Consider the following 24,188-nt stretch of genomic DNA (forward strand, 5'->3'; position numbering starts at 1 on the left):
TTTTATGAAAATAAAAACGCCAATCATTTTTGACTGACGTTCTTACTATTTACTTCTTAGCCCTAACCCGCTGCAAGGTATTATTTGATAGCAGGTATAAATATTCGTCTTTAACTGGTTTACCCAAGATGTCTGATAAAGCAATGCCATAGATATTTACCTGACCACGATACTGGTCAATGATCTTCTTGACACTCGCATCCGGTCTCTTCGGATTAACGAAATCGGTCTTGTAATCAAACAGAACGGCTCCATCGTCTAAATCAAGATAACCATCAATAATTCCGTGGACCAACAACTTTTGTTTTGAATCGTTTTCAAACTCAGAGAAAATTTGATCGGCCGAGACCAGCAGCGAAAACGGAACTTCCCGATGAAGTTGATCGGGATGAGCCTTAATTAGTTTGCCTAGGTCACTTTGATAAAACTCGACAACCGAATCAACGTTGACCTTTTTGGCAACCTCCGGCGTAATTAACTTATCATTAACCAACTGTGCCAAGAGTTCTGAAACCGTCTTGTGATTAACCGGTTCTTTGACGTTAATCTTCTGCAAAATCAGATGCGTTGCCGTTCCAATCTCCATCGAGTTGGGTTGTCCGACCGATTGCATAAACTGCGGCTGCATAAACGTTGAGTTATTGTATCGCGTTCGCCTTAAAATCATGTTGCGACTTTCGGCGACACTTCCCAGTTGAATGTTGTCCGGATCATCAAATAATCGTTTGATTTCCGAAACGGATTGATAGGCCGTGGTAGTAGTGGCTGCTTTGTATGGATATTTGAACCCCATAATCTGCTGAATTTGTGATTGATCAATTTGATCAGCTGGAAGTTCCTGTTCCTCTGTGGCCGACTTTGTTTCGGTCGTCCCAGGTTGCTTCAAATCCTTCGCCGTCACAAATTCGACCTTAAAGTTCGTCGGATCCTTCGCCAAAACGTGGGTGGCATCAACTTTTCCGCGGTCCTGATAGTAGTTCGGATGACGAGCAAGTGCGGCCCCAATCCAGTCCATAAAGTTATTCGCACTACTTCTCGTGGATTGATTTAAGACCAGGTCTGAACTCTGATAGGCACGTTCCCACTTCTTGGTCTCATCTTCAACCGACTTCTTGTTCTTAACAATCCCAGTGATATAGAGTTGTTGCTCAGCCCTGGTCAGCGCAACGTACAACTGCCGCATCTCTTCGGCTAACATACTGTTGTATTCTAAATCATTAATGGCCACGTACTGCAAACTGGGCAACAGTTCATGCTTTTTTTGATCTAAGTATTTAACCCCAATTCCCAATTTATTATTGAAAATGTAGTTTCCCCGGCTGTCAGAGTTATTGAACTGTTTGGTAGCGTCCATCAAAAAGACCACCGGAAATTCCAGCCCTTTGCTACCGTGAATCGTCATGACGTGGACCGAGTCGGTCTCAATTTCTGCAGGGGCCTCCGCTAAATCGTCGTCCTTGTCCTGCAATCGTTTGACAAACTGCACGAAGGCAAATAAACCCTTAAAACTACTCTTTTCGTATTCAGCGGCCCGTTCGTATAAAGCGTGCAGGTTAGCCTGGCGCTTCTTTCCGGCCGGCATCCCACCAACGTAGTCCAAGAAACCAGTCACACTGTAAATGTGCCAGATCAAATCTGAAAGTTCATGTTTTGTCGCAAAGTCCTTAAAATCATTCAATTGATCCAAGAACAACTGCACTTTTTTGGAAACCAAATTACCAAATTCGGTTGGTTCCTGTGTCGGATAGTTGTGGTAGAAATCAAGAAGCGACGTGAAATAGTCACCGGTCTTGTGGTTAATTCGCAGATAAGCCATCTCATTTTCATCCATTCCCACGATTGGCGAACGCAGGACCGCCGCGAGCGGAATATCTTGATAGGGATTATCAATAATCTGTAAGAGTGACATCATAATCTGAACTTCAGTGGTTTTAAAGTAGCTCTCGCCACCATCAATTGAAAGTGGGATCTGTTTTTGGGCAAATTCCTTGGAAATATCTAAATTGTTCTTACGGGTTGGTTCCAAGATGGCAATATCACCGTAACGAATGTCACGCATCTCGTGCGTAGTCTTGTCGTAGATTTGCATCTTCTTTTTCATTAGGTCCTGAATTTGATCGGCCACCATTTTAACCTGACCTTCAGAACTACTGTCTGGTTCAAGGGTCAGATCGTCGTCATCATGGTCTGAATCATCTACATACATCATAACGTTGGCGTTTGATTTGACGGCATCACCGTAGTAAGTGGCCCCGTACTTCAACTTGGCGTTGCCGGTATAGTTCATCTCACCAAGACCCCGGTCCATGATTTGAGAAAAGACTAAGTTGGTAAAGTCATCGACGTTTTTGGCCGAACGGAAATTATCGGCCAAAACGACCGCCGTATCCGGATTATCGGATTCTTGATAATCGTCTAGTTTTTCCAGAAACATCCCGGGATCGGCCAACCGGAAACGATAAATCGACTGCTTGACGTCTCCTACCATAAACATGTTCTCATGTTTCGGATTCTTCATGGCGTTTAAAATGGCGTCTTGAAGACGATTATTATCCTGATACTCATCAACCATGATTTCATTAAAGTAGTTCTGAAACTGATGTTGAATTTCAGGACTGTCCTTGCTGTTCCCAGTTAAAATGTTTAACGCAAAGTGTTCAATATCAATAAATTCGTAAGCGTGCTTTTGTTTTTTGACCTCAGCATAGCGCGTCGAAAACGTCTTAACGACGTCCACTAACTTGTTAACGATGGTTTCAGAATGATGAATCACATCCAAATTGTCAGCTTGTTTGGCAAAAAAGTACCGATTGGTAAGGTTCTTTTTGATCGTATCATCAGCATTTTTACGCAGTTCCATGGCTTGTTTCTTGAATTCTTTTTGAGAATCATCCACCTTTTTCCGAGACATGGTTCCCAGTTTAAAATCATGAAATACATCATAGAGGGCATCCCAGTCCGCTGTTTTCAACCGATCGTAAATCTGATTCAACTTTTTAATGTCAGCTTCAACCAAATCGGCCCGATCAGACATGGCACCGTTTAAAAATTCCTGACGGGACTGTTCAAGTAAGCTAATGGCCTGCTTCATTTTGTTTTGAAGTTCTGGGAGGAGGTATTTCTGGTAAAACGCACTCCGAGTGATACTACCGTCCATTTGATACAAGTCTGAAAGCTTATCTAACCACGCCACTGGATCTCGATCAACGTTTGCGAAATCATAAAGTCCCAGAACCACGTCGGTTAAACCGTCGTCACCTCGATCACTAGAAAAATTGCGGGTCAATCTGGCAAATGACCCATCCTCATCGTCTCCGTACAGGTCTTCACGCACGTCTTCCCAGACGGAATCCCGGAGCATCTCCAGCTCCGTTCGGTCGGCCAAAATCCGAAAGTTGGGATCTAGGTCAATAGCGTAGTAGTACTTCTGGACCAACCACTGGCAAAAAGCATCCATCGTTGAAATGTGGGCCACTGACAACTTCCGAATTTGTTTGACTAAGTTTCGTTTTTGCGCATTGTCACTGGTCTGATTAATTTGATCTTGGAGACCCTTTTTAATGCGATCCTGCATCTCCTTAGCGGCGGCCTTCGTGAACGTCACAATCAACAGATGGTCAACGTCAACGCCGTGTTCGACCTTATTTAGGACTCGTTGAACCAACACCCGGGTCTTTCCCGAGCCAGCTGAGGCCGACACTAACGCATTTCCCTGAAACTTTTCCGTAATGGCCTTTTCTTGTTCGGGGGTAAAATTCATACTATTGTTCGCCATTATCACGTGCCTCCTTTCTTAAGAAGTCAATCACGTCCTTGTTGTTCCCCATGTCTTTCACAATTCGATAGTTATTTTCAGTTAATAATGGGTCAAACTGCATCACCGGTTTATAGGGAGAATAAATAATCTTGGATTGGTCTTTATACTGAGACGGTTCCAATTTAATGTTTCCGGCAAAAATCTGCTTACCGGCATTCTTAATCCGATCCTCAGTCCGTTTCAGTAGAAGGTCCAAGTCACGTGGTTCAACAATACTGGTCTTGACCGCATTACTGTATAAATCACCCTTACTGGTAAACTGATATGGATAAATATTACCGGCATCGTCAACGTTATTGACCATGTCTTTTAACATACCATCGTTATTAACCAAGAGGCCCGTGTACTTATGAGCCTTCATCAATGCGGCTTCCAGCTGCTTCGGATCATCAAAATTCTTAACGTCTTGCGGCTTCAAAATCGGGTCAAAGATGTGCATATAAAGCGCTCCCGCTAACTTCACCTTGTCAGTAGTAGATAGCTTATCCTGATTTCGTAGCACCGCATCAAGGTAAGTCATCATCTGCATCCGCGTTCCGTCATAGGCTTCCGATAAATCAATCTTCTTTTCACCGGATTTATAGTCGACCAACCCGAGATACTCAGTCCCATCAATGAACATCTGGTCAATCCGGTCAATTCGGCCCCGCACGTTCACCGAGTGTTGACTGCCTAAATCAAAGTTCAGACCGTCAATGCCATTCGGTTTTCCGGGTTCACCAAAGATGACCTCGGTGTTTTTCGGTCGCATTCTGGTGTAATGGGACTGGTCTCTAAGTGCCGTCGCCATCTGGATCACCGTCTGGATTAACTGCTTAGCAATGTACTCCATCCGGTTGGAACTCTTCAGGATTTCGTACTGCAGGTTCGGGTCGTTTTCAATAATGGTATCAGTGATTTCAGTTACCATGTTTTTAATCTGTTCGTTGGTTAACTTAGTAATGTCAATGTGTTCGGCATTAATCTTCTTGACCAACTCATCAAGGGACTCGTGGTAGAACGTTCCCGTACTGCTGGGGTCAAGATTAAACTCGTCTCGTTCTCTTAGTCGTAGTCCATACTTCAAAAAGTATTCGTACGGATCATAGTAGAATTCTTCTAGCTTAGAAATGGAGGTATTAATCGTGTTCCCGTACAGCCCCGTCACAATTTGTGGCTTCAAAGAAGCTGGCACGTTCTCATACTTCAGACTACCAAGTAACTTCTGCGTGATGGTCCGCATCGTTGGGTCATTTTCAAGGTTCGCTTTAATCTGATTCCAAGCTGGACTCAATTTTTTACCACTAACCTTAGCATCGAGTGCGGCCTTGACCAAGAACTTTAAGGTGGCACGCTTGGAACCAATGAACTGCCGAACATCGTTAGAATCAGATGCTGGCGTCCCACTTACATGTTGCTCTTTTAGGTTAAAGTGATCCCTAATTCTGGCGATGTACGGTGAGATGGACTGAGTCACGTCTTCCTTTCCGCCACCCAAGTTGTACGAAAAGACCAATTTATCAGATGGGGTCATGAAGGCTAAATAATTTAAGTAGGGTTCGTTGACCATTTGGGTCTCACTGTTGTCATTTAAATACTGGTCATCAGTAAAGTTATCATTCATCTGGTCACGATCGGCGTCGTTAAAAAGACTATTGTTTTCAATCGTGGCTGGCATGCTATTGTCGTCAGCTCCCATTACAAAGGTCACTTTTTTATCGTTCAATTGGACTAGTCCGGTTTCAGAGATTGTGACCTGATCCAAGGTTGATGGAATCTGGGAATATGACGCTCCCTCAAAACCAGCCTTTAAGAGGTCCAGGAAGGTGTCCATCTCAAAGGGATGATCACCCAAAAAAGTAACAAAGTCGTCCAGTAAACCGCACAGTGTGTTCCAAACTTGTTCCGACTGACCAGCTTCCTGTAGGTCACCACGTTCAGTGGCATGATCCTGCCAGTGTTTTAGTTCATTAATTACACCATTTTCATCCAAAAATTGGTACAGCAGGTTGGCAGCATCTTTCCCCGTCTTGGCTTGCGCCATTTTCTTATAAAATGGTGGTAACGTTTCTTTTACAAAGTGGCGAATGACGTTGATGTCAGTGGAGATTTCCTTATTTCGATTTGACATAATGCCCGTATCGTTGTCAGAAACAGTGGCGTACTCCCAGTCTTCGTCCTGAGTCCAACATTTCCCCTCGTAGCCATTTTTTAGGACTAAATTTTCACACAACGAAAGACAGCGACGGTAACGATCAATGTTCATCGGCTTTCCGTCTTGATCCCTTGGCAGTAGTAATTCTGACTTTAGTAATCGCATCACATCGTCGTAGCGGTAATTCCGTTTCCGATCGGTACGATAGATGGAAAACAACGCGTCGATTAGTTCCACTAGGGGATGATTGTCCATGTGTTTCTGAATGTCCACGAAATACGGAATTTGTTGCATCTGAAAAATGGGATCAATGACGTTTTGATACTTGTCCAAATGTCTGGTAACCACCATGAAATCGGAGTAACGAAAGCGTCCCGTGGCAACCATCTGACGAATCATGGTCGCAATGTTCATCAACTCGTCATAATTGGAATCAGCCCGAAAAAGTTCGAGGTCCGAGTTGCCATTCGTGTTCGGCGAAATTGGTGTCCCGACCTGGCTACTTGAAATCCAGTAGTCCTCTAGTTCCTTAATGCCATCACTACAACGACAGTCGCCCGCGTACTGATCGGTCATGATTTTGACCCCGCTTGCCTTAGCGTACTGGTACAACTGGTTGTACAGTCTTCCCGAACGCAAAAAGAAGGCCGAGTTATCGGGCATTTCATTTGGATACGAACGGTCCAAGTTGAGGTCAATCGTGATGTCTTTGGCCTTATCAATCAACGTTTTGACGATGTCTAGTTCCGAAGCAGAAAATTGGGAGAAACCACTGATGTAAAAATGCATCTGGGACAGGTCGGTGTTTAGTAGGTACTGGTTTAACATTGTCAAAGTCTGTGAACTATAGACGTATTTTCCGTCCGTTTTTTTCAAGAATTCGCGATAAATCACGCTAATGTCTTTCAGTTTTCCCTGTAATTCGGGATTAATCGTTCCAGGATCAAGATCAGCAATCTTATCCAACGTATCGGGGTCAATCTTGCCCTGCTGCAGTTCGTTAATCTGATCAGCCACCTGCGAAATAAAACCTGGTTGGGCTCCTTCACCCTTAAATACGGATAATTGCTCTTGTTGATTTTCAATAATCTGAAAAATAATCATGTTGATGGCATCTTTTGAAAGCCGAGGTAGTTGATACTCCTTACTGTTGCCGAGAAAATACCACATCAATCGCGAAAAGGAAAAAACCTGGACCCGTGTCTCAGCAAACGTGTTCTGCTGCTTATGATTCAATTGTTTCAGCGTCCCTAGTTCGGACTCAAACTTAATATGGTTCGGTACCAAATAAAAATATGCATCGTGTGGATGCTGCTGCATGGACTGATCAAGATTTCCGACCACTTTTTTAAAATGGTCGTTACTGGCTTTGCCTAAGACAAATTGTAGTGCCATTATGCTTTCCTTTCTGAACGCTCCTCAATGAGTGCTTGTGACTGATTGATAAATTTCTCGTTCACGATTGCGTCAATTACAAAATGTGCAACCGTTTCATGGGAAACGTCTCCAACTGGAACGGACTTTCCTTCTTCAATCGTATGACCATCGTTGTGTTTGGTATTAACTACGTTAACCAAGCGAAAAACAGTGTAGGGGATTTCCGATTCATCAATGACTTTTATGGCATACTGTTGCTGCTTTAAAAATTCAGAGACGTCATCGACTCCCGGATAATCAAGTTTTCCGTCAACTTCTTTGTCAATGCCTGCTACCGAAAGAAAAATAACTCGTTCTAGTTGAAGGCGGTGCGAATAAATCACGGAAAACAACGCTTCCATGTCCAAATCAACGTCCATCGGTCCCAGAAAAGAAACCACGATATCAACATCCTTTAAGTGTCCCCGATACGTCCGTTCCTTAGTAAAATCGCCCGCGGTAATCTCAAAAACCTGAAATTTATTACTTCTATTAAAGTAGTTAAAGACCATTTGTTCGGCCGGAGTATTTCCTAATAATAAAATCTTCTTCATCTCTAAAACTCCATTCATACTCTAATTCTAACAAACATGTCAACGGACGTTAATGCACGATTTTTGCCTTGTAATTAGTATCGTTCGTGATTTGACACATTTTAACTTTGTGTTATCCTATTATCGTAATTCGTTTTTGAAAAACCGAATATTAATTTGATAGGAGTTGTGGAAATGGCTAATCGAATTGCCTCGTTTTTTCACTTTCAGGAATTAGGAACTAACTTCACCCGTGAAACGGTTGCGGGAGTTACGACTTTTGTTTCCATGGTGTACATTTTATTCGTAAACCCGAATGTTTTGGGTGCCGCAGGAATGGATAAAGGTGCCGTCTTTACGGCAACGGCCCTCGCCTCTGCCTTTGGCTGTTTCCTAATGGGAATCATCGCAAACTATCCGTTTGCATTATCCGCCAGTCTGGGGCTCAACGCCTTCTTTGCGTACTCCGTATGTATTGGGATGAAGATTCCATGGCAGACCGCACTAGCCGGCGTGTTTGTTGCCTCCATTCTTTTCGTCATCTTGACCTTGCTCAAGTTGCGAGAAAAAATCATTGATTCGATTCCATCTGACTTAAAGTCAGCCATTGCTGGTGGGATTGGCCTGTTCATTGCCTTTTTAGGATTAAACAATGGTGGGCTTGTGGTTGCTAACAAGTCCACTTTGGTGGGTCTTGGTTCGTTCAGTAACCCTCTTACTTTACTGACGGTTGCCGGCTTAGTCATCACCTTGTTCTTGATGGCCGCTAACGTTCCAGCCTCAATCTTCATTGGGATGGTTGCTTCAGCCGTAATTGGAGTCCTTTTCGGATTAATCAAAATGCCTACCGGAATCGTCTCGGCAGTTCCCAGCATTAAGTCCACTTTCCTAGTAGGACTATTCAATGTTGACAAGATCAACACGCCCCAGTTAATTGTCGTCGTGTTGACGTTCCTTTTGGTAACCTTCTTTGATACCGCCGGAACGTTAGTTGGATTAGCCGAACAGGCTGGTTACATGAAAAACAATAAAATTCCACGAATCGGCCGTGCTTTAGGTGCCGACTCGGTTACCATGCTGGTTGGTTCACTTCTTGGAACTTCGCCAATGGGTGCCTACGTGGAATCATCAGCCGGCATTGCGGTTGGTGGTCGTTCTGGATTTACGGTAATTGTGACCGGAATTCTGTTCTTGTTAGCAATGTTCTTCTCGCCACTATTGACCGTTATTACTAGTCAGGTGACAGCTCCCGCACTGATTATCGTTGGAATCTTGATGGCCAAGTCACTTGGTAACATTCATTGGAACAAGTTTGAAGTGGCAGCCCCAGCCTTTCTGATTGCAATTGGAATGCCACTAACGTACAGTATCTCTGACGGAATTGCACTTGGTTTCATCGCCTACCCAATTACCATGATTGCCGCTAAACGTGGTAAAGAAGTCGGTTGGATGATGTACTCGTTAGCAATTATCTTCCTAGTCTTCTTGTGGATCTTAAACGTAAAATAACAAAAAGCCCCAAAATGAATTTGAAAGTTCATTTTGGGGCTTTTTTAAGAAATGATAATACTAAGTTTTTTACCTAACGCCGTCGCAATTTTTGAAAGCGTCTTTACACTAACGTTATCACCCTTCTCAACGCGGTTAACGGTTGACTGAGGAATTCTAGCCTTTTTAGCAAGTTCTCTTTGAGAATATCCCGCATCTTTCCGTACTTTCATAACTGAAACAGCACCTTCTAATTTGCCTTCTTCTTTTTGAACCCCACTCTTAAAGCCGGGTTCTTTTTTATCTCTATCTAAGACATACTTTTCTAACTTATTCATTATATTCTCCCCTTATCAAGTATATATTTATTTTTTGTTCTTTTCCCACTTGCAAGATTTTTGTATCTTTTTCGTAAATATATAGGTAAATAATTTTTTCAAAACAATTAAGCCAATTTCATTGTAACCGCTTCCGAATGGATTATACTCAAGGTGAGATATGAGTTAGCTAACTGATTCTCATAGTTATTTGGTCACTAAAGTTTAATTCAAGTTTATTTATAATAAGGGAGAGTTATTATGGCATATGAGACTGTAAATCCATTTAACAACGAAACAATTAAGACTTATCCAAACGCTACCGACGCAGAATTAGAGCAAGTCCTAAAAACTGACGAAGCGCTTTATCAAAAAACGAAAAAACAAGACATTAAAAAACGAGCTAAAATCCTTCACAACGTTGCCAAGGCTTTGCGTGACAACAAGGACGATCTAGCTAAGACCGCTACCATTGAAATGGGCAAGTTGTTCCGCGAATCTCAAGGTGAAGTTGAACTTTGTGCCATCATTGCTGATTGGTTCGCCGACCACAGCGAAGAATTGCTTCAACCAAAGGCCATCTCTTCAATTGTAACTGGTGAGGCTGAAGTTCACTACCACGCCCTCGGGACGTTAGTCATGGTTGAGCCATGGAACTTCCCTTACTACCAGATCATGAGAGTCTTTGCTCCCAACTTTATGGTAGGAAACCCAATGATTCTAAAGGATGCCTCAAACATCCCAGACTCAGCCCAATCATTTGCGGACGTCATCAGAAAGGCTGGGGCACCAAAGGGCGCTTTAACCAATATGTTCCTATCATACGACCAGGTCACAAAAGCCATCGAAGACAAACGGGTTCAAGGAGTAGCACTAACTGGCTCCGAACGAGGTGGATCTTCAGTCGCTGAGGCCGCTGGTAAAAACCTCAAGAAAAACTCAATGGAACTGGGTGGAATGGATCCATTCCTGATTCTAGATGACGCTGATTTAGACAAAGCGGAAGACATTGCTTGGCGGGTTCGTCTCTATAACGACGGTCAGGTCTGCTGTTCTGACAAACGTTTCATCGTCATGGACAACGTCTACGACAAGTTTGTTGAGAAATTAAAGGAAGACTTCAGCAAGGTTAAAATGGGTGATCCAATGGACCCATCCACAACGCTTGCTCCAATGAATTCCAAGAAAGCTAAGGACAAACTTCAATCCCAAGTTGATGCCACCATTAAAGCCGGCGCTAAGGTAGTCTATGGCAATGAACCAGTTGATCTCCCAGGCCAATTCTTCATGCCAACCATTCTTACCGACATCGACAAGTCTAACCCTGGCTACACCACTGAATTCTTTGGTCCAGTTGCTTCGGTCTACAAGGCCCACAGTGAACAAGAAGCCATTGATCTTGCAAACGACAACCCTTATGGACTAGGTGGAATCGTCTTCTCCGGTGATCCCCAACATGGCGCCAAGGTTGCCGACCAGATTGAAACCGGGATGGTCTTTGTTAACAACTTCCTTGCTTCCCTTCCAGCCTTACCATTCGGTGGTGTAAAAGGTTCTGGTTATGGTAGAGAAATGAGTGACATTGGTCAAATGGCATTCGTCAATCAACAATTGATCGTTACCGCTCAAGAACCAGATATGCATAACCTGGCAGGTGCACTGGTTGCCACTGATCCTGAAAAATAAATCAAACTAAGAATGAACTTAAATAATTCATCCTTTTTAATAAAGAAGAGTCTAGATCGTTTAATCTAGGCTCTTCTTTATTTTTAAATTTGAACGTTAGAGAATTGGTGACAATAAACGGCTAAAGTGCTGCTTAAAGTTTAACCACCATGATTCCGATTCAAACATCTTCGTTGTCTGCAGGGTACTATTCTTCAAGTCCTCTTCAAAAATTGCTCCCATTTGTTTTCCAAATGCTTCATCATAGGTAAATGAATTAATCTCGAAGTTTAGTTTAAAACTACGATAATCCATGTTAGCGGACCCAACTGAGACAATTTTATCATCAACGACAACCGTTTTAGCGTGCATAAAGCCGTTATTGTAGTAGTAGACTTTGACCCCCAGTTTGGTTAACTGACGTGCATAGTACTGGGTGGCCCGGTATACGAACGGATGATCCGGCATGTCTGGCACGATGATTTGGACGTCAACGCCTGACATGGACGCAATCTTCAAGGCATCTAAGACCGATGGGTCAGGGATTAAATATGGCGTCGTAATCTGGACCTTGTGTTTGGCCATTTCAATCATCTTAATGTAGCCAATCTTAATTTGTTCCATACTGGTATCAGGGCCACTGGAAACAATCTGCATGACCGCTTCACCGTCGGTATGAATGATTGGATAGTACTTCTTGATCATTTCTGGGTTGTTGGGATTAATTTGGAGTTTCCCATCAGTGGCGTTCCAATCCAAAATAAACTGGGACTGGAGTCCATAAATGGCGTTTCCGTGAATTCGAATTGAACAGTCCTGCCAATTACCAAACTTCTTACTCCAACCCATGTACTGGTCGCCGATGTTAAAGCCACCGACGTAAGCATGCTCACCATCGATCACTAGAATCTTGTGGTGATCTCGAAAGTTAACCCGAAAATCAAAGAAATTAGAATGGGTGTGTAAAAATGGGTAAGCATGGCCACCCGCTTCAAACAGCGGTTTAAAGAATTTCTGCGTGGTCCCCATCGAACCCCATGAGTCATAGATGACCCGGACGTCAACGCCCTCTTTGGCCTTCTCAACCAATGCCGCTAAGACCTTTTTCCCAATTTTATCAGCATAAAAAGTGTAGAATTCAAGGTTAATGGAACTTTTCGCGTTCTTAATGTCAGAAAACATCTGATCCATCAACTTGTCGCCATTAGTGAAAACGTCGATTTTGTTGTTGTCATAGAGTGGCGAGGTATCAGAATTCATAAACATGCGAACCATGTTAGCTGACTCCCACGCAATCTGTTTTGATGGTGTGTCAGCATCCTTCGGTTTTTTAAGCATTGCTTTTTCTTCACTAAGTTCGTGTCTCACGTGTTTTTTCACGCTACCCTTTAACCGAAAGAACTTACTCTTAGGTAGTTTTCTCCCAAAGAAAGCGTAAATAATGAAACCTAGTAATGGTAGAAATACCAGTACTAAAAGCCATGCCCACGTTGCGGCGATGTCTCGGGGTTGCCTGAACACGGTAATAATCGCAAAAATCGCATTACCGATGACGATAATGTGCCAAATTAACATCCAATCAATTGCCATTGTAGATCCTCCTAGGTTTTATACGTCTATAATACATAATTTTAAAAGACTTTGCTTACTTTTTTGCTAACGATGGATTAAAATGATATGTACTTCGCATGAAATAGCAGGTGATGAAAATGAATTCTTACTTTGTCCTTGGACTACATGGTGTACACAGTTTTTCGATTCTTCATCGATTAGTCAACGCCCTGATTGCCAATCCGCAGGTCGCAACCGTGGTCTTTGCCGCCATAGTAATCGCGATCTTAGTTTATCAATTGTTTTTGAAAAAATAAAAGTGTTTCATAGTTGGCGATTAGTAAACATCGTTCACAACTACGGAACACTTTTTATTATTTGTTCATTTATATCGATAATGATGATTAATTGTACTCTGAACACGTTGATTAATGATTAACAAGAATGCCAAACTGGAGAAAAGCAGTATTAGCATCGGAAAGTAATCGATGGGGAGACTAATTAGTACCAAAGATAACGATCCAAATATCATAAATTCAACGACGTACAATCCAATTTTTAAAAACCACTTCATCTTACTCTCCCACCTATTCTACTGCTTGTTTAATAATTATTGATGCAAATTATACAAGCAATATAAATCGGTGTCTACCGCTTAGTAGCGGTGTTTTGGAATTTTAACCCGCTGTTAAATGGATTGTAATAGTGTATAATGTCACAAACACTTTTTTCATGCCAAAACAACGAATGTAAATCTAAAAAAGAGGTAACCTACTGTGAAACGAACTTACGTTAAAACCAAAAATGGAATATTTACCAATAACATTTTGTGATCAATAACTGTCCTAGCTATGCATCCCAATAACGATTCATTAAAGTATGAAGCAATTGTACGGGCAGCTGTATATCAATGCGACTGCCTTTTTTTATAATTATATATTATCATACGGAATAAAATAAGCCATAAAAAAACACCCTTCCCATCGGAAGAGTGTTAAATTAATTTTTATTGTAATGAATCCCATGGATCCAACTTGATTGGAGTCTTCTTCAAGACCTCTTTTTGGGTGTGTTTTAGATAACTCTTCTTAACAACCACTTCGTAAACGAAGTCCTGCATCCATTCGTCGGTCATTGCGAAGTAGCCGTCGTCTCCAACCTTCTTGCCCCAACTGTTTTCAACTTTCCATTTCGTTGGAACGTCGTTGATTAAATCAACACCGGTCAACGTCATGGCGTGGGAAACTTCAGCTTCGTGGTACTTGAGGCGTTCAGCCTTGGTCATGGTCATATCAACCCCGAATAAGGCAGATTGACGGTAGAGTTTGCTATCCAAGTAACCCTTTTGTCGGTTCATTTGATGCAAAACATCATTTCCAAACCAAACGGTCTCGCCATCTTTAAGTTGCTTAATGGCGGCTTCCTTCAGTTCGTCCATTGGGGCATTCAAGAACTCAATTGGCATGCCACCCTCAACGTTGTTTTGACTTGGAAGAGAATACATCTCATCCATCTTCTTATCAGGTGAATTGGTCAAAACGACGTAATCGTTTAAGTCAACGCCAATGTACTTGTCGTAAAATTGCTTGGGAGTCAAACCCTGGTCTAAATGATACTTCTTATCATCATCACGATATTCAAGGTCAAAGGTCTTTGGTGGAACACCAAATGAGTAAGCCGTCATGCGGTAGACCTCTGTCATCATTTTCTGTTTCATTTGATTAATATCATCGTCTGAGGCATCAGAATTAACCAAGTCTCTGAGGACCATCCCGTCGTGACGTAACTTTCGATCCATCACCTCATCGTAGTCGGTGGTGTCATCGGTGACGGCCGTTTCTGGAAAAGCCTCTTTGGGCATAACGCCGTACTTTTGGACCAGTGCCGCTGCCATTGCCCATTGGCCACCGTCTTCACCCGGCATGCTCAAGTAAAAGTCAACGTCCCGGTCACTCGTTGGTCGATCGGCCAATGCAATCATACGGTCGTAAAACATATTCGCCCGTTCAATCTTGTCCCAGAAGAACAGGTAGTTTTGGGATAACTCAAAGTCTTTCTTGTTGTACTTGACCGCAAATTTATGTCTCAAGGTGTTTAACAATGAAAATAGCCAGCAGCGGCCACTGTGTTTCTGATTAGAAACCGTTCCCGTATCAATGTCAATTGAGAAGGTGCGGTTCAGACGCACCGCCGTCTTAGGGTCCTCTGAAGCCTTATCAATCCCATTAGTCATGATGGCCCGTGAGATCACTTCATTTTTAGGTTGCACTTCCAGATCGGCCTGCATTTGATCAACGTCGTCTGGTGTAATTGGATGATTAAATTCCGTCATTATCTTCGTCCTTTCTTTCGATTAATTAGTTAATTGTAATTCTAAGTCTCAACTAATCGTTTTACAAGCGAAGGGACTAAAAATTAGGATTCGTCATTCGCATCAGCTCGGGACCACGGTTTACCAGCAACATGCCCTTCCCGTTTTCAAACGACAGTCCCTCAAATTCACGGTGACCATCGGTGATAATCGTCCGGATGTCACTGGTCTTTAAGTGGCCTAACTTATTGACCGGAATCCGCATGATGCCACCATTGGAAACGAGATATAGGTTATTATTCTTATCATTGTACGCTAGTGACTGAGGCACAATCCCAGGAGCGTGTCGGATTAACTGCGGAATTAGTTTGAACTTAGCTCCCCGCTCGTTAATCTGGCCGCGATAAATCTTGACGGCTCCCCTTGGAGCAATTCCATGATGGGTGATGCTGTAAAAATACGCCCGACCGGTTTTATCAAAGGCGAGGACCATTCCCATTGGAACCTTACCAGGAATGGTCGACTGAACCCGTGCTCTGACTTTTTGTTCTGGCTTTAAGGTGTCCATGTTCAGACGTTGGACAACCGGTTTGAAGCCATTCTGTTTGATAAACCACATCTGTTTATTCTTAGGGTTATAGGCCATCGACTGCCCGTGCCCCGTGTGAAAGACGGGCCCAACCTTGATGGCGGCCAATTCGGTCTTACTATGACGAAACTTCCCCATGTAGCCTGGCAAGTCAAATCCCAGTTCGTTTAGCTTTTTTAAATCATAGCGCACCACGAACCCGGTGTTGGAGCCACCGTAGAAGGTGTACATAACGTACGCATACTGTCCGTGTAGCACCACACTCTGTGGATTACGCATCAGCCGGTGATTGCGGTCGTTCAAACGCGCGTGTCTACTGGTATAAGTAGGTAAAAAGTATTGGGTAACAAAGTCAGAATGACCGTCACCCCGAATCGTATGTAAAGTGTTCGGATAGTTCTCATCGGGTTTATAGGCCGATTCGTATGGATAATAGCCCCGTGAGTAATCCTTGTTGTCAACTACCTGATAGGCGTGTGCTTGTTTTGATGATTGGGTCTCATTTTGATTTGATTTCATAAATTCTAAAAGGTAAAAAATGACGACCAATCCAACAAAAAGCAGACACATCACAAATAAAAGCTTCTTCATCAATCCCTTCATATAATCCCCCAAAAATTAATTTAAATAAAAAGCTCATCATAAATATGATGAGCTTTTATTGATTTAATATCCTAATTCATTAATATTATACCGCTTTTGCTTGGTGGTACTCCATGGGAAGGTCTTGACAACCCCAACGACCTTCTTCTTTGGAACAAAGCCCCAGTAACGGCTATCGTTTGAGACGCTCCGGTGATCACCTAGAACGAAGTACTCACCTTTAGGTACTTTAACGGCACCCTTATTTTTAGGCCAGTTCTTGGATAAACTAGTTAGATCCCAGTCACCAGGCATCCGGTTGTAGTAAGTTCCCTGTTGCTGCTGACTCTTACTGATGTAATCCTGGTTAACCTTCTTGTTGTTAACGTAGATACTGCCACCCTTAAAGGCAACAGTATCACCAGGAAGTCCAATCACCCGCTTAACGTAGTCGGTGTTCGGGGCAGCGGTGGGATCCTCCCCCGCCGCATTAAACACGACGACACTTCGATGCTTAATCTTCGCCTGTCTGAAGACCATGATCCGTTCCCCATTTTCAAGGTTCGGCTGCATCGACGGTCCATCAACCTTGGCCAGCGTAAATAGATATTGTCTGATTATTAAGGCTAGGATCAGTCCAATCACAATCGGAATCACCCAACTCATGACGCTCTTAAAAAATTTCATTTCAGATTCTCCTCAATCATTATGTATAATTTTATTCTATCACTAATGATTTGTCAGGGATGAACTCCATCCCGAAAATTTCCTTTATATATTTAGTAAGTATACCTTATAATAGCAATTAGTGCGTCATTGATCGCAAATTTTTTACTAGGGATGAAAAAATGGAAACAAAGAAAAGTCACGTCATTTGGTTAGCGGTCCTCCTTGGGATCGTGAGCGCAACAGGTCCACTATCAATGGACCTATACATGCCGGCGCTCCCACAGATGATGGCAACGTTTCACACCAACGCCTCTATGATGCAACTAAGCATCACTGCTTGTCTGATTGGCCTGGCGGTTGGACAAGTCATCATCGGCCCCTTAAGTGACCATTATGGTAGAAAACCACTACTAATCATCGGTTTTGTCCTATTTAGTGTCTCATCTGCAATGATCGCGTTCATTCCCAATATCTATGCCTTAATCACTTTAAGACTCATTCAAGGAATCGCTGGAGCAACCGGTCAAGTCATTTCTAGAGCCGTCGCTCGTGACATGTTTTCAGGAAAAATCCTGACCCGTTTTTATTCACTATTGACTGCTGTTAACGGCATCTTCCCAATCATTGCTCCCATCTTTGGTGGTTTAATCATTAAAATTACCGACTGGCAGGGAATCTTTCTCATTTTAGGGGTGATCGGAATCGTCATCGTTTTCATGTGCCTCTTTGGCATTCCCGAAACCTTAACGCCCAAAAACCGCAGCACCGGTTCCCTTTTTCAATCCGAAGTACAGATGTTTTACCTACTAAAGGATCCCAAGTTTCTCCGCCTGGTGCTCGCAACCGGACTGGTCTACGGGTCGCTATTTAGCTACATTTCTTCCTCTTCCTTTGTCTTTCAGAGTCAGTTTCACATGTCAGTCACCGAATTTAGCTTCTTATACGCCATAAACGGAGTTGCAATTGGGATTGGTAGTGCGTTGCCGGGTCGTTTGGTAATGAAAACCGACTCCATCACCCTATTAAAATGGTTCATTAAGGCCACCATCATCACTAGTTTCATCCTGATTCTCAGTGCCATCTGGTTTAAAAACCTGTTAGTGGTTATTATCCTAGTCTTCATCATTCTCATCTTTATCGGTGCCATGCTGACGTTATCCACGACCGTCGCCATGAACGCTGCCAGTAAGAACGCCGGCAGTGCCTCAGCTCTTGTGGGTCTAACGCAAAACGCCATGGGTGGAATTGTTTCACCACTCGTTGGTATCATGGGTGAAAATACGTATTTGCCAATGGGACTCATCATTTTAATTGCCATGATTCTGATTAATTTATTGTTGGTCAGACCCAAAACTGTGAGAAAATAAAGCAAAATCATTAATTTTTTCTGCAGGTTTTCTTCATGTTTTCTGCAGGTTTTCAGCACCCTTAAGTACCCAAAGACTATCAAATCAACGTTTTTACATCATCTTTTCTGCAGGTTTTCTGCAGATTTATTCTATCAATAAGGAGAACACCCCCCATGCTCACCACCAAAAACAAACGCTTCGACTCCTTCTCACTTGTAGTCGGACTCTACTTTTTATTTGTTGCGTTCCTCCTATTTATCCGACCAATTGGCTCTTTAATTACCATTATGGCACTTGGAACCCTACTTGCCGGAATTTACCGTTACGTCCTGTACTACGAGTTGTCCAACTATTTCAATGTGATTAATAAGACCCTAATTGTAACGGGAACGATTGAACTCGTAATCAGTATCATCTTGTTTTTTCATCAGTTACTAAACTTTCACGTGGTCCTGATCTTAATATTTACCTGGATAATCGTGGACTCCCTCACCGAACTTTTAACGGTCAAATTCATCCCTAAGGTTCGGAAGTGGTACCACTCAGTCGTGATTGGCCTCGGGATTTTGGGCATTATCGTTTCAGTGGCCCTCACCATTCTGTCGTTTGTCTCCACCTCAGAAACGGTCATCTTATTGGCCTTGTTCTTCGTCGCCGATGGCATCGTCATTGCCGTTCGAGCATTTTAAGGAGTGAACCAATGATCGAAATTATTTTCAGCTCAATCGTGGCTTATTTTTCAACCAATCTGGATTACTTACTCGTCTTGGTCCTCTTGTTAGGAGCTTATAAGAGCCCAAAGTTGGTCCTAACTGGTGACTTAATTGGAACGGTGGGGCTCACTCTACTGCCAATGATAATTGCGCGAATTCTCGGGGCCGTGCCTCAGATGTGGATTCTCGGTCTTCTTGGGATCTTCCCCATTTTATTCGGAATTAAGGAGTTATTTCCACCAAAGCCGCACTCAAGTAGTGACATCAGTACCAGTAAGGGATCGAAATTCAAAATCGTGATGAAAGTCGTGGCGATCACCATCACTGCGTGTGGTGCCGATAACGTCGCCGTTTTCATTCCCATTTTCATCCGCAAAACTAATTTAGAACTACTCTTGGCACTCATCACCATGCTCATCATGGCGGTCATCTTTTTCTTCTGTGCCATCCTCATTGAGGATAACCAGCCCATCAAGAAGCTGTTAGGAAAATACGGCCGTTACCTGTCATCAATCGTGTACATTCTTTTGGGAGTCTCCGTTTTAGTTCAAAACGGAACGATTGCCCATTTCTTTCATTAATTAACAAAAAGGCATCCCACTAGGATGCCTTTTCCTTTTGTTTCATAACTCGTTTCATGAACTGATCCTTCTGGTCAAACACGGTCTCATTCATAAAACCACTTGGACCATGGGGAACGCCGTCAACAATGTGAACCTCAACGTTCTGTTTGCCAATGAACTTGATGAGTTCGGCCGCCATGTTAATCGTCTGAACGTAAGGAACAACTCGGTCACCGGTTCCCGCGTATAGAAGCGCCGGAACCATGGCATCATTTAGGTACGTCACCGGATTGGCCTCGGCAACTAAATCAGGAACGTCAATCGGTCGGTGAAATCCCAGCATGGCACCCTCAAAAGAGTCGGCGTCACCGGTTTCATAAAAATTGGGCTTTTGACCGAGCGCCTCAAACTCCGGCTTTAAAAGGTCCATTTCGTACAATCCGTACGAAGAAATCACACCATCAACCTGACTCGAATAGTCAAAATGACTACCAAAATCACTTTCAAGGTGGCCACTGGCTTCAGAAGCTGCCAGTAACATCGCTAATTGAGCCCCTGATGATTCACCCATCATGAAAACTGCGTTACTATCAAAGTGATAACTATCAGCGTGAGCTTTCACGAAGCGCACCACGGCTTTTAATTCGTAGATTGCGGTGGGAAATGGTTTCATGTAACTAAGCGAATAATTGGGACTGACAACCGCGTAACCGCGCTTTAACAGTTCCAAAGCACCGTTTAATTTAAAAGAACTCTTCTGTCCGAAGTACATCCCACCGCCATGTACATCAATGATGACCGGGTAACGGTCACGCTTTTCATTTGGTAGGTAAACGTCTAGTTTGTGTCGTTCTCCATCCGCATAGGCCACATCGATGAACTTGCGGTCCACGAAGTCAGAATCGGCAGGCGAAAATTTATGTTCACGTTCAATGAATTTAACCATTTTAAGACTCCTTTGAAGTAGTTAATTTTATGATAATTCAAAAGCAGAAGGCCGGCAATTATTCCTACTTAATCGTGATGGTTTTGCCCTGACTCAGGTTAAATTAATTTATTTTACAAAAGTCAGTTTTTTCTATTGCTTTTTTAAAAAAAGAGGCTAAAATCAGTCCACGGTTGTTTAGAAGCACATTCTAAACGATATTTGGAAAAAGGGGTGAGAAACATTGGATAACAAAATTCTAACTGACGATGATTACGCCAAAATGCCATTGTCAGATCTCACTAGCACGCTAGACACCTCGAGCACCAAGGGTCTAACTACCAGCGAGGCCAAACAAAAGTTACAAAAAAACGGATACAACGTCATCAAGAAGGGTAAGCAGGAATCGGTTTTAGTCGCCTTCCTTAAAAACTTCACTTCACTAATGGCCATGCTGCTGTGGGTCAGTGGTGTGATTGCCATTCTGGCAGGCACCGTAGACCTTGGAATCGCAATCTGGGCGGTCAACATTATTAATGGTCTCTTCTCATTTTGGGAGGAACACGCGGCCAAAAAGGCTACCGACGCACTGAGCAATCTACTACCAACCTACGTCAACGTCATCAGAAACGGGAAATCAGTTCAAATCAACGCTGATGGGATTGTCGCCGGCGACCTACTACAACTACAAGCCGGTAACGCCATCCCAGTTGATGGAGTCGTGGTCCATTCTTCATCACTACAGGTGGACGAATCTGCTCTAACTGGTGAATCACTTCCGGTTGATAAGAACAATAAGTACCAACACGGCGACGGAAAGTTTGCCATCAGTAACGTGGTCTACGCTGGGACCGTTGTCACTAACGGAACGGCGACCGTCTTAGCCGTTAAGACCGGGATGAACACCGAATTTGGTAAGATTGCCAGCCTGACGCAAAACCAAAAGAAGACGGACTCACCACTTACTAAGGAACTGAACCGTCTCACTCGTCAAATCTCGATTATCGCCTTTGCGATTGGGATTACGTTCTTCATCCTCGCCATCTACTTCGTTCATTACCCACTTGCCAAGTCGTTTATCTTCGCACTGGGAATGATTGTGGCCTTTATCCCAGAAGGACTCCTTCCGACCGTCACGTTGTCTCTAGCCCACGGCACCCAGGTCATGGCCAAACGCCACGCCCTTTTAAAAGACTTAGACAGCGTTGAGACCTTGGGTGAAACCAACGTAATCTGTTCTGATAAGACCGGAACGCTGACCCAAAATCAGATGACGGTCAACCACGTTTGGCTTCCAGACAAGGAGTATACCGTTACCGGAACGGGGTATTTCAACAACGGCAAAATCCAGTTCAACGGACAAGACGTTGATCTCGCTCACGAACCGGATTTGAACCTTTTGTTAAAGATTGCCCTGCTAAATAATGATACGGCCATTAAGTACGACCCAGACAACAAGAAAGCTCCGTCAATTTTAGGAACCCCAACCGAAGCGGGATTGAACATCTTAACCGACAAGGCTGGTTTAACCCGTGATGACGCAACAAAACAGACTCCGAGGCTGAAAGAACTTCCATTTGACGCCAATCGGCGCCGCATGACCACGATTCAAAAGACGGCGCCAGACGGCAGTAACGTCATTTACACTAAAGGTGCCCTTGATAACATTCTTTCGATTTGTGACAAAATCCTAGTAAACGGTCAGGTGCGCCCCATCACCGCAACTGACAGGCAAAAGATTAACCAAGCTAATGCCGACTACGCTAAACAAGGACTGCGTTCACTCGCTTTTGCTTACCGCGATGACGACACCGATGATCCGAAACAAGCCACGATTGACAACACCGAAAAGAACCTCGCGTTTGTTGGTCTAGCCGTCATGTCCGATCCCCCACGAGAGGAAATCTTTGACGCCGTCAAGAAATGTAATAGTGCCAACATTCGGATCATCATGGTCACCGGTGACAGTTCCTTAACCGCCAAGAGTGTTGCCGTCCAAATCGGCATTACCTCTAACAAGGCGCGGGTCATCACCGGAGAAGAATTAACCAAGATGTCAGACGATCAACTTCAAGAAGCCGTCAAGGGTGAAGTCATCTTTGCCAGGGTGGCTCCGGAAGACAAGTATCGAATCGTCTCCATGTGTCAAAAAAACGGTGACGTGGTTGCCGCTACTGGTGACGGTGTCAACGACGCTCCAGCTCTAAAGAAAGCTAACATCGGCATCGCCATGGGGGTTAACGGAACCGACGTCGCCAAGGATGCCGCCGACATGATTTTAACCGACGACAACTTTGCCTCCATCGTTTCTGCCATTGAAGAAGGTCGAACCGTCTACAGCAACATCCAGAAGTTCCTCCTTTACATCTTGAACAGTAATATGGCCGAAGCCTTTCCATCAATTCTATTCCTAATCTCAAACGGTGCCATTCCACTCCCACTGACGGTTATGGAGATTTTAACCGTTGACCTGGGGACTGATCTCCTGCCAGCTCTGGGACTTGGAACCGAAAAGAGTGAACCGGGAATCATGAAACGGCCACCACGTTCAAGAAGCTCGCACCTGTTAAACAAGGGACTTATTATCAAAGCGTTTGGTTGGTACGGACTATTTGCGTCTATCTTGTCAACTGGCGGTTACTTCTTTGCCAACTACCAACACGGTTGGCCCAAGATTCCGCTAGCTGGCAGTGGCACGTTTTACGCCGAAGCCACTACCATGACGCTAGCTGCCATCGGATTCTGTCAAATCGCTGCCGTCCTTAACTGTCGAACCGATTCGACTTCCCTATTTAAAATTGGGATCTTTAGTAACCACCGCATCATGTGGGGCATTGCCTTTCAGATTGTCCTAATCACCCTTCTAATCTACGTTCCGTTCCTTCAAGGTGTCTTTGGAACCGCTGCAATTGGTGTCAGTGACTGGATCTATCTGATTGCCATCCCAATTCCACTGGTTCTAATCGATGAGGTCAGAAAGTACTTCGTAAGACGACACATCCATAACAAGTTCAACCAACACATGTCTCACCTACAAAAATTAGAAAAAGCCCTATAAAATTAAAAGAGGATGCTGAACAAATTGTTCAACATCCCCTTTTTGGTATGGGTTTTAAAAATTGAGGTTTTAATAATTTAATGGCAATCAATCGTTACTTCAGAATCTGACAAAATTCAATACGTTCGTGGTTAGGACCATAGACGTTAAAGAATTTAATTCCCTTTGTCCAGTACGCCCCAATGTATTGAATTTGATCATCATCGACGTTCAGTCCCATTTCTTTAGCGGCCTTAAAGGCACTTTCAATGTCAGTGGTATTTAAGGCAAAGTGGTTAATCGCGCCATCAACCGGGTTGGTTGGCTCACCTTCCCAAATTTCAAGGGTGAGGTTGTCGTACTTCATAAAGGCACAGTGAATGTTACCATTTGGGAAATCGCCAATCTTTTTAAATCCAAGTTTTTCATAATACTGAATGGTTTTGTTAAGGTCTTTAGTAGGAATTCCTACGTGTTGAAGACCAGTAAAGTAATCACTAATATTCATTTTCTTACTCCCCTTTTTATT

At 43.4% G+C, this 24,188-nt stretch carries 18 protein-coding genes; 7 read left to right on the plus strand and 11 right to left on the minus strand.

The window, feature by feature from the left end; genetic code table 11:
• Positions 1-49: 49 nt before the first annotated feature.
• The 3 genes from addA to AC6UDA_RS00130 are packed head-to-tail and all read right to left on the minus strand — an operon-like array spanning position 50 to position 7,921.
• A complete protein-coding gene (addA, locus tag AC6UDA_RS00120; protein WP_500710266.1) occupies positions 50-3,775 on the minus strand; it encodes a helicase-exonuclease AddAB subunit AddA in 3,726 nt (1,241 codons plus the stop codon).
• Positions 3,762-7,346, minus strand: a complete 3,585-nt coding sequence (locus AC6UDA_RS00125; RefSeq protein WP_500710267.1) for a PD-(D/E)XK nuclease family protein — start codon at positions 7,344-7,346, stop codon at positions 3,762-3,764. The genes addA and AC6UDA_RS00125 overlap by 14 nt, the downstream gene beginning before the upstream one ends.
• Complete coding sequence (locus AC6UDA_RS00130) at positions 7,346-7,921, minus strand: NAD(P)H-binding protein (protein ID WP_500695890.1); 576 nt, start codon at positions 7,919-7,921, stop codon at positions 7,346-7,348. Before AC6UDA_RS00130 ends, AC6UDA_RS00125 begins: the two co-directional genes overlap by 1 nt.
• A gap of 174 nt (positions 7,922-8,095) precedes the next feature.
• On the opposite strand from AC6UDA_RS00130, the gene AC6UDA_RS00135 reads away from it, so the two are divergent.
• Entirely contained in the window at positions 8,096-9,409 is a 1,314-nt protein-coding gene (locus AC6UDA_RS00135; RefSeq protein ID WP_500707948.1) for an NCS2 family permease, read from the plus strand.
• A gap of 44 nt (positions 9,410-9,453) precedes the next feature.
• Here the strand turns inward: AC6UDA_RS00135 and AC6UDA_RS00140 are convergent, their stop codons facing one another.
• On the minus strand, positions 9,454-9,726 hold the full coding sequence (locus AC6UDA_RS00140) for a helix-turn-helix domain-containing protein (RefSeq protein ID WP_500710269.1): 273 nt from the start codon (positions 9,724-9,726) through the stop codon (positions 9,454-9,456).
• Positions 9,727-9,966: 240 nt separating this feature from the next.
• Between AC6UDA_RS00140 and AC6UDA_RS00145 the strand changes: the two genes are divergently transcribed.
• Positions 9,967-11,391 (plus strand): NAD-dependent succinate-semialdehyde dehydrogenase, encoded by a 1,425-nt coding sequence (locus tag AC6UDA_RS00145; RefSeq protein WP_500696202.1) that lies wholly within the window; start codon positions 9,967-9,969, stop codon positions 11,389-11,391.
• 96 nt (positions 11,392-11,487) lie between these two features.
• Here the strand turns inward: AC6UDA_RS00145 and cls are convergent, their stop codons facing one another.
• Positions 11,488-12,960, minus strand: a complete 1,473-nt coding sequence (cls, locus tag AC6UDA_RS00150) for a cardiolipin synthase (RefSeq protein WP_500706035.1) — start codon at positions 12,958-12,960, stop codon at positions 11,488-11,490.
• A 119-nt stretch (positions 12,961-13,079) separates the two neighbouring features.
• Here cls and AC6UDA_RS00155 point away from each other — a divergent pair, with 119 nt between their 5' ends.
• Positions 13,080-13,238: a hypothetical protein gene (locus AC6UDA_RS00155; protein WP_500694255.1), complete on the plus strand. Its 159-nt coding sequence runs from the start codon at positions 13,080-13,082 to the stop codon at positions 13,236-13,238.
• A gap of 65 nt (positions 13,239-13,303) precedes the next feature.
• Here AC6UDA_RS00155 and AC6UDA_RS00160 read toward each other — a convergent pair whose 3' ends face one another.
• The 4 genes from AC6UDA_RS00160 to lepB all read right to left on the minus strand — a co-directional run bounded on the left by AC6UDA_RS00160 (position 13,304) and on the right by lepB (position 17,090).
• Entirely contained in the window at positions 13,304-13,495 is a 192-nt protein-coding gene (locus AC6UDA_RS00160; RefSeq protein WP_500694254.1) for a hypothetical protein, read from the minus strand.
• Between the two features lie 432 nt (positions 13,496-13,927).
• Entirely contained in the window at positions 13,928-15,253 is a 1,326-nt protein-coding gene (locus AC6UDA_RS00165; protein WP_500707951.1) for a C1 family peptidase, read from the minus strand.
• Between the two features lie 76 nt (positions 15,254-15,329).
• Positions 15,330-16,424, minus strand: a complete 1,095-nt coding sequence (locus AC6UDA_RS00170) for a hypothetical protein (RefSeq protein WP_500707556.1) — start codon at positions 16,422-16,424, stop codon at positions 15,330-15,332.
• Between the two features lie 63 nt (positions 16,425-16,487).
• On the minus strand, positions 16,488-17,090 hold the full coding sequence (gene lepB / locus AC6UDA_RS00175; protein WP_500699744.1) for a signal peptidase I: 603 nt from the start codon (positions 17,088-17,090) through the stop codon (positions 16,488-16,490).
• 161 nt (positions 17,091-17,251) lie between these two features.
• Between lepB and AC6UDA_RS00180 the strand changes: the two genes are divergently transcribed.
• The 3 genes from AC6UDA_RS00180 (at position 17,252) to AC6UDA_RS00190 (ending at position 19,715) form a co-directional block, all read left to right on the plus strand.
• Positions 17,252-18,439, plus strand: a complete 1,188-nt coding sequence (locus tag AC6UDA_RS00180) for a multidrug effflux MFS transporter (protein ID WP_500707555.1) — start codon at positions 17,252-17,254, stop codon at positions 18,437-18,439.
• 155 nt (positions 18,440-18,594) lie between these two features.
• On the plus strand, positions 18,595-19,110 hold the full coding sequence (locus AC6UDA_RS00185) for a hypothetical protein (RefSeq protein WP_500707554.1): 516 nt from the start codon (positions 18,595-18,597) through the stop codon (positions 19,108-19,110).
• An 11-nt stretch (positions 19,111-19,121) separates the two neighbouring features.
• Entirely contained in the window at positions 19,122-19,715 is a 594-nt protein-coding gene (locus tag AC6UDA_RS00190; RefSeq protein WP_500707553.1) for a cadmium resistance transporter, read from the plus strand.
• A gap of 19 nt (positions 19,716-19,734) precedes the next feature.
• Here AC6UDA_RS00190 and AC6UDA_RS00195 read toward each other — a convergent pair whose 3' ends face one another.
• Positions 19,735-20,643 (minus strand): alpha/beta hydrolase fold domain-containing protein, encoded by a 909-nt coding sequence (locus AC6UDA_RS00195; protein WP_500707953.1) that lies wholly within the window; start codon positions 20,641-20,643, stop codon positions 19,735-19,737.
• A gap of 262 nt (positions 20,644-20,905) precedes the next feature.
• Here AC6UDA_RS00195 and AC6UDA_RS00200 point away from each other — a divergent pair, with 262 nt between their 5' ends.
• Positions 20,906-23,680 carry a cation-translocating P-type ATPase gene (locus tag AC6UDA_RS00200; protein ID WP_500710857.1) on the plus strand — a complete coding sequence of 925 codons (2,775 nt, stop codon included), beginning with the start codon at positions 20,906-20,908 and terminating at the stop codon, positions 23,678-23,680.
• Between the two features lie 94 nt (positions 23,681-23,774).
• Here AC6UDA_RS00200 and AC6UDA_RS00205 read toward each other — a convergent pair whose 3' ends face one another.
• A complete protein-coding gene (locus AC6UDA_RS00205; RefSeq protein WP_500696009.1) occupies positions 23,775-24,167 on the minus strand; it encodes a VOC family protein in 393 nt (130 codons plus the stop codon).
• Positions 24,168-24,188 lie beyond the last annotated feature (21 nt).

This window comes from Fructilactobacillus sp. X8R4C1, assembly GCF_059900905.1.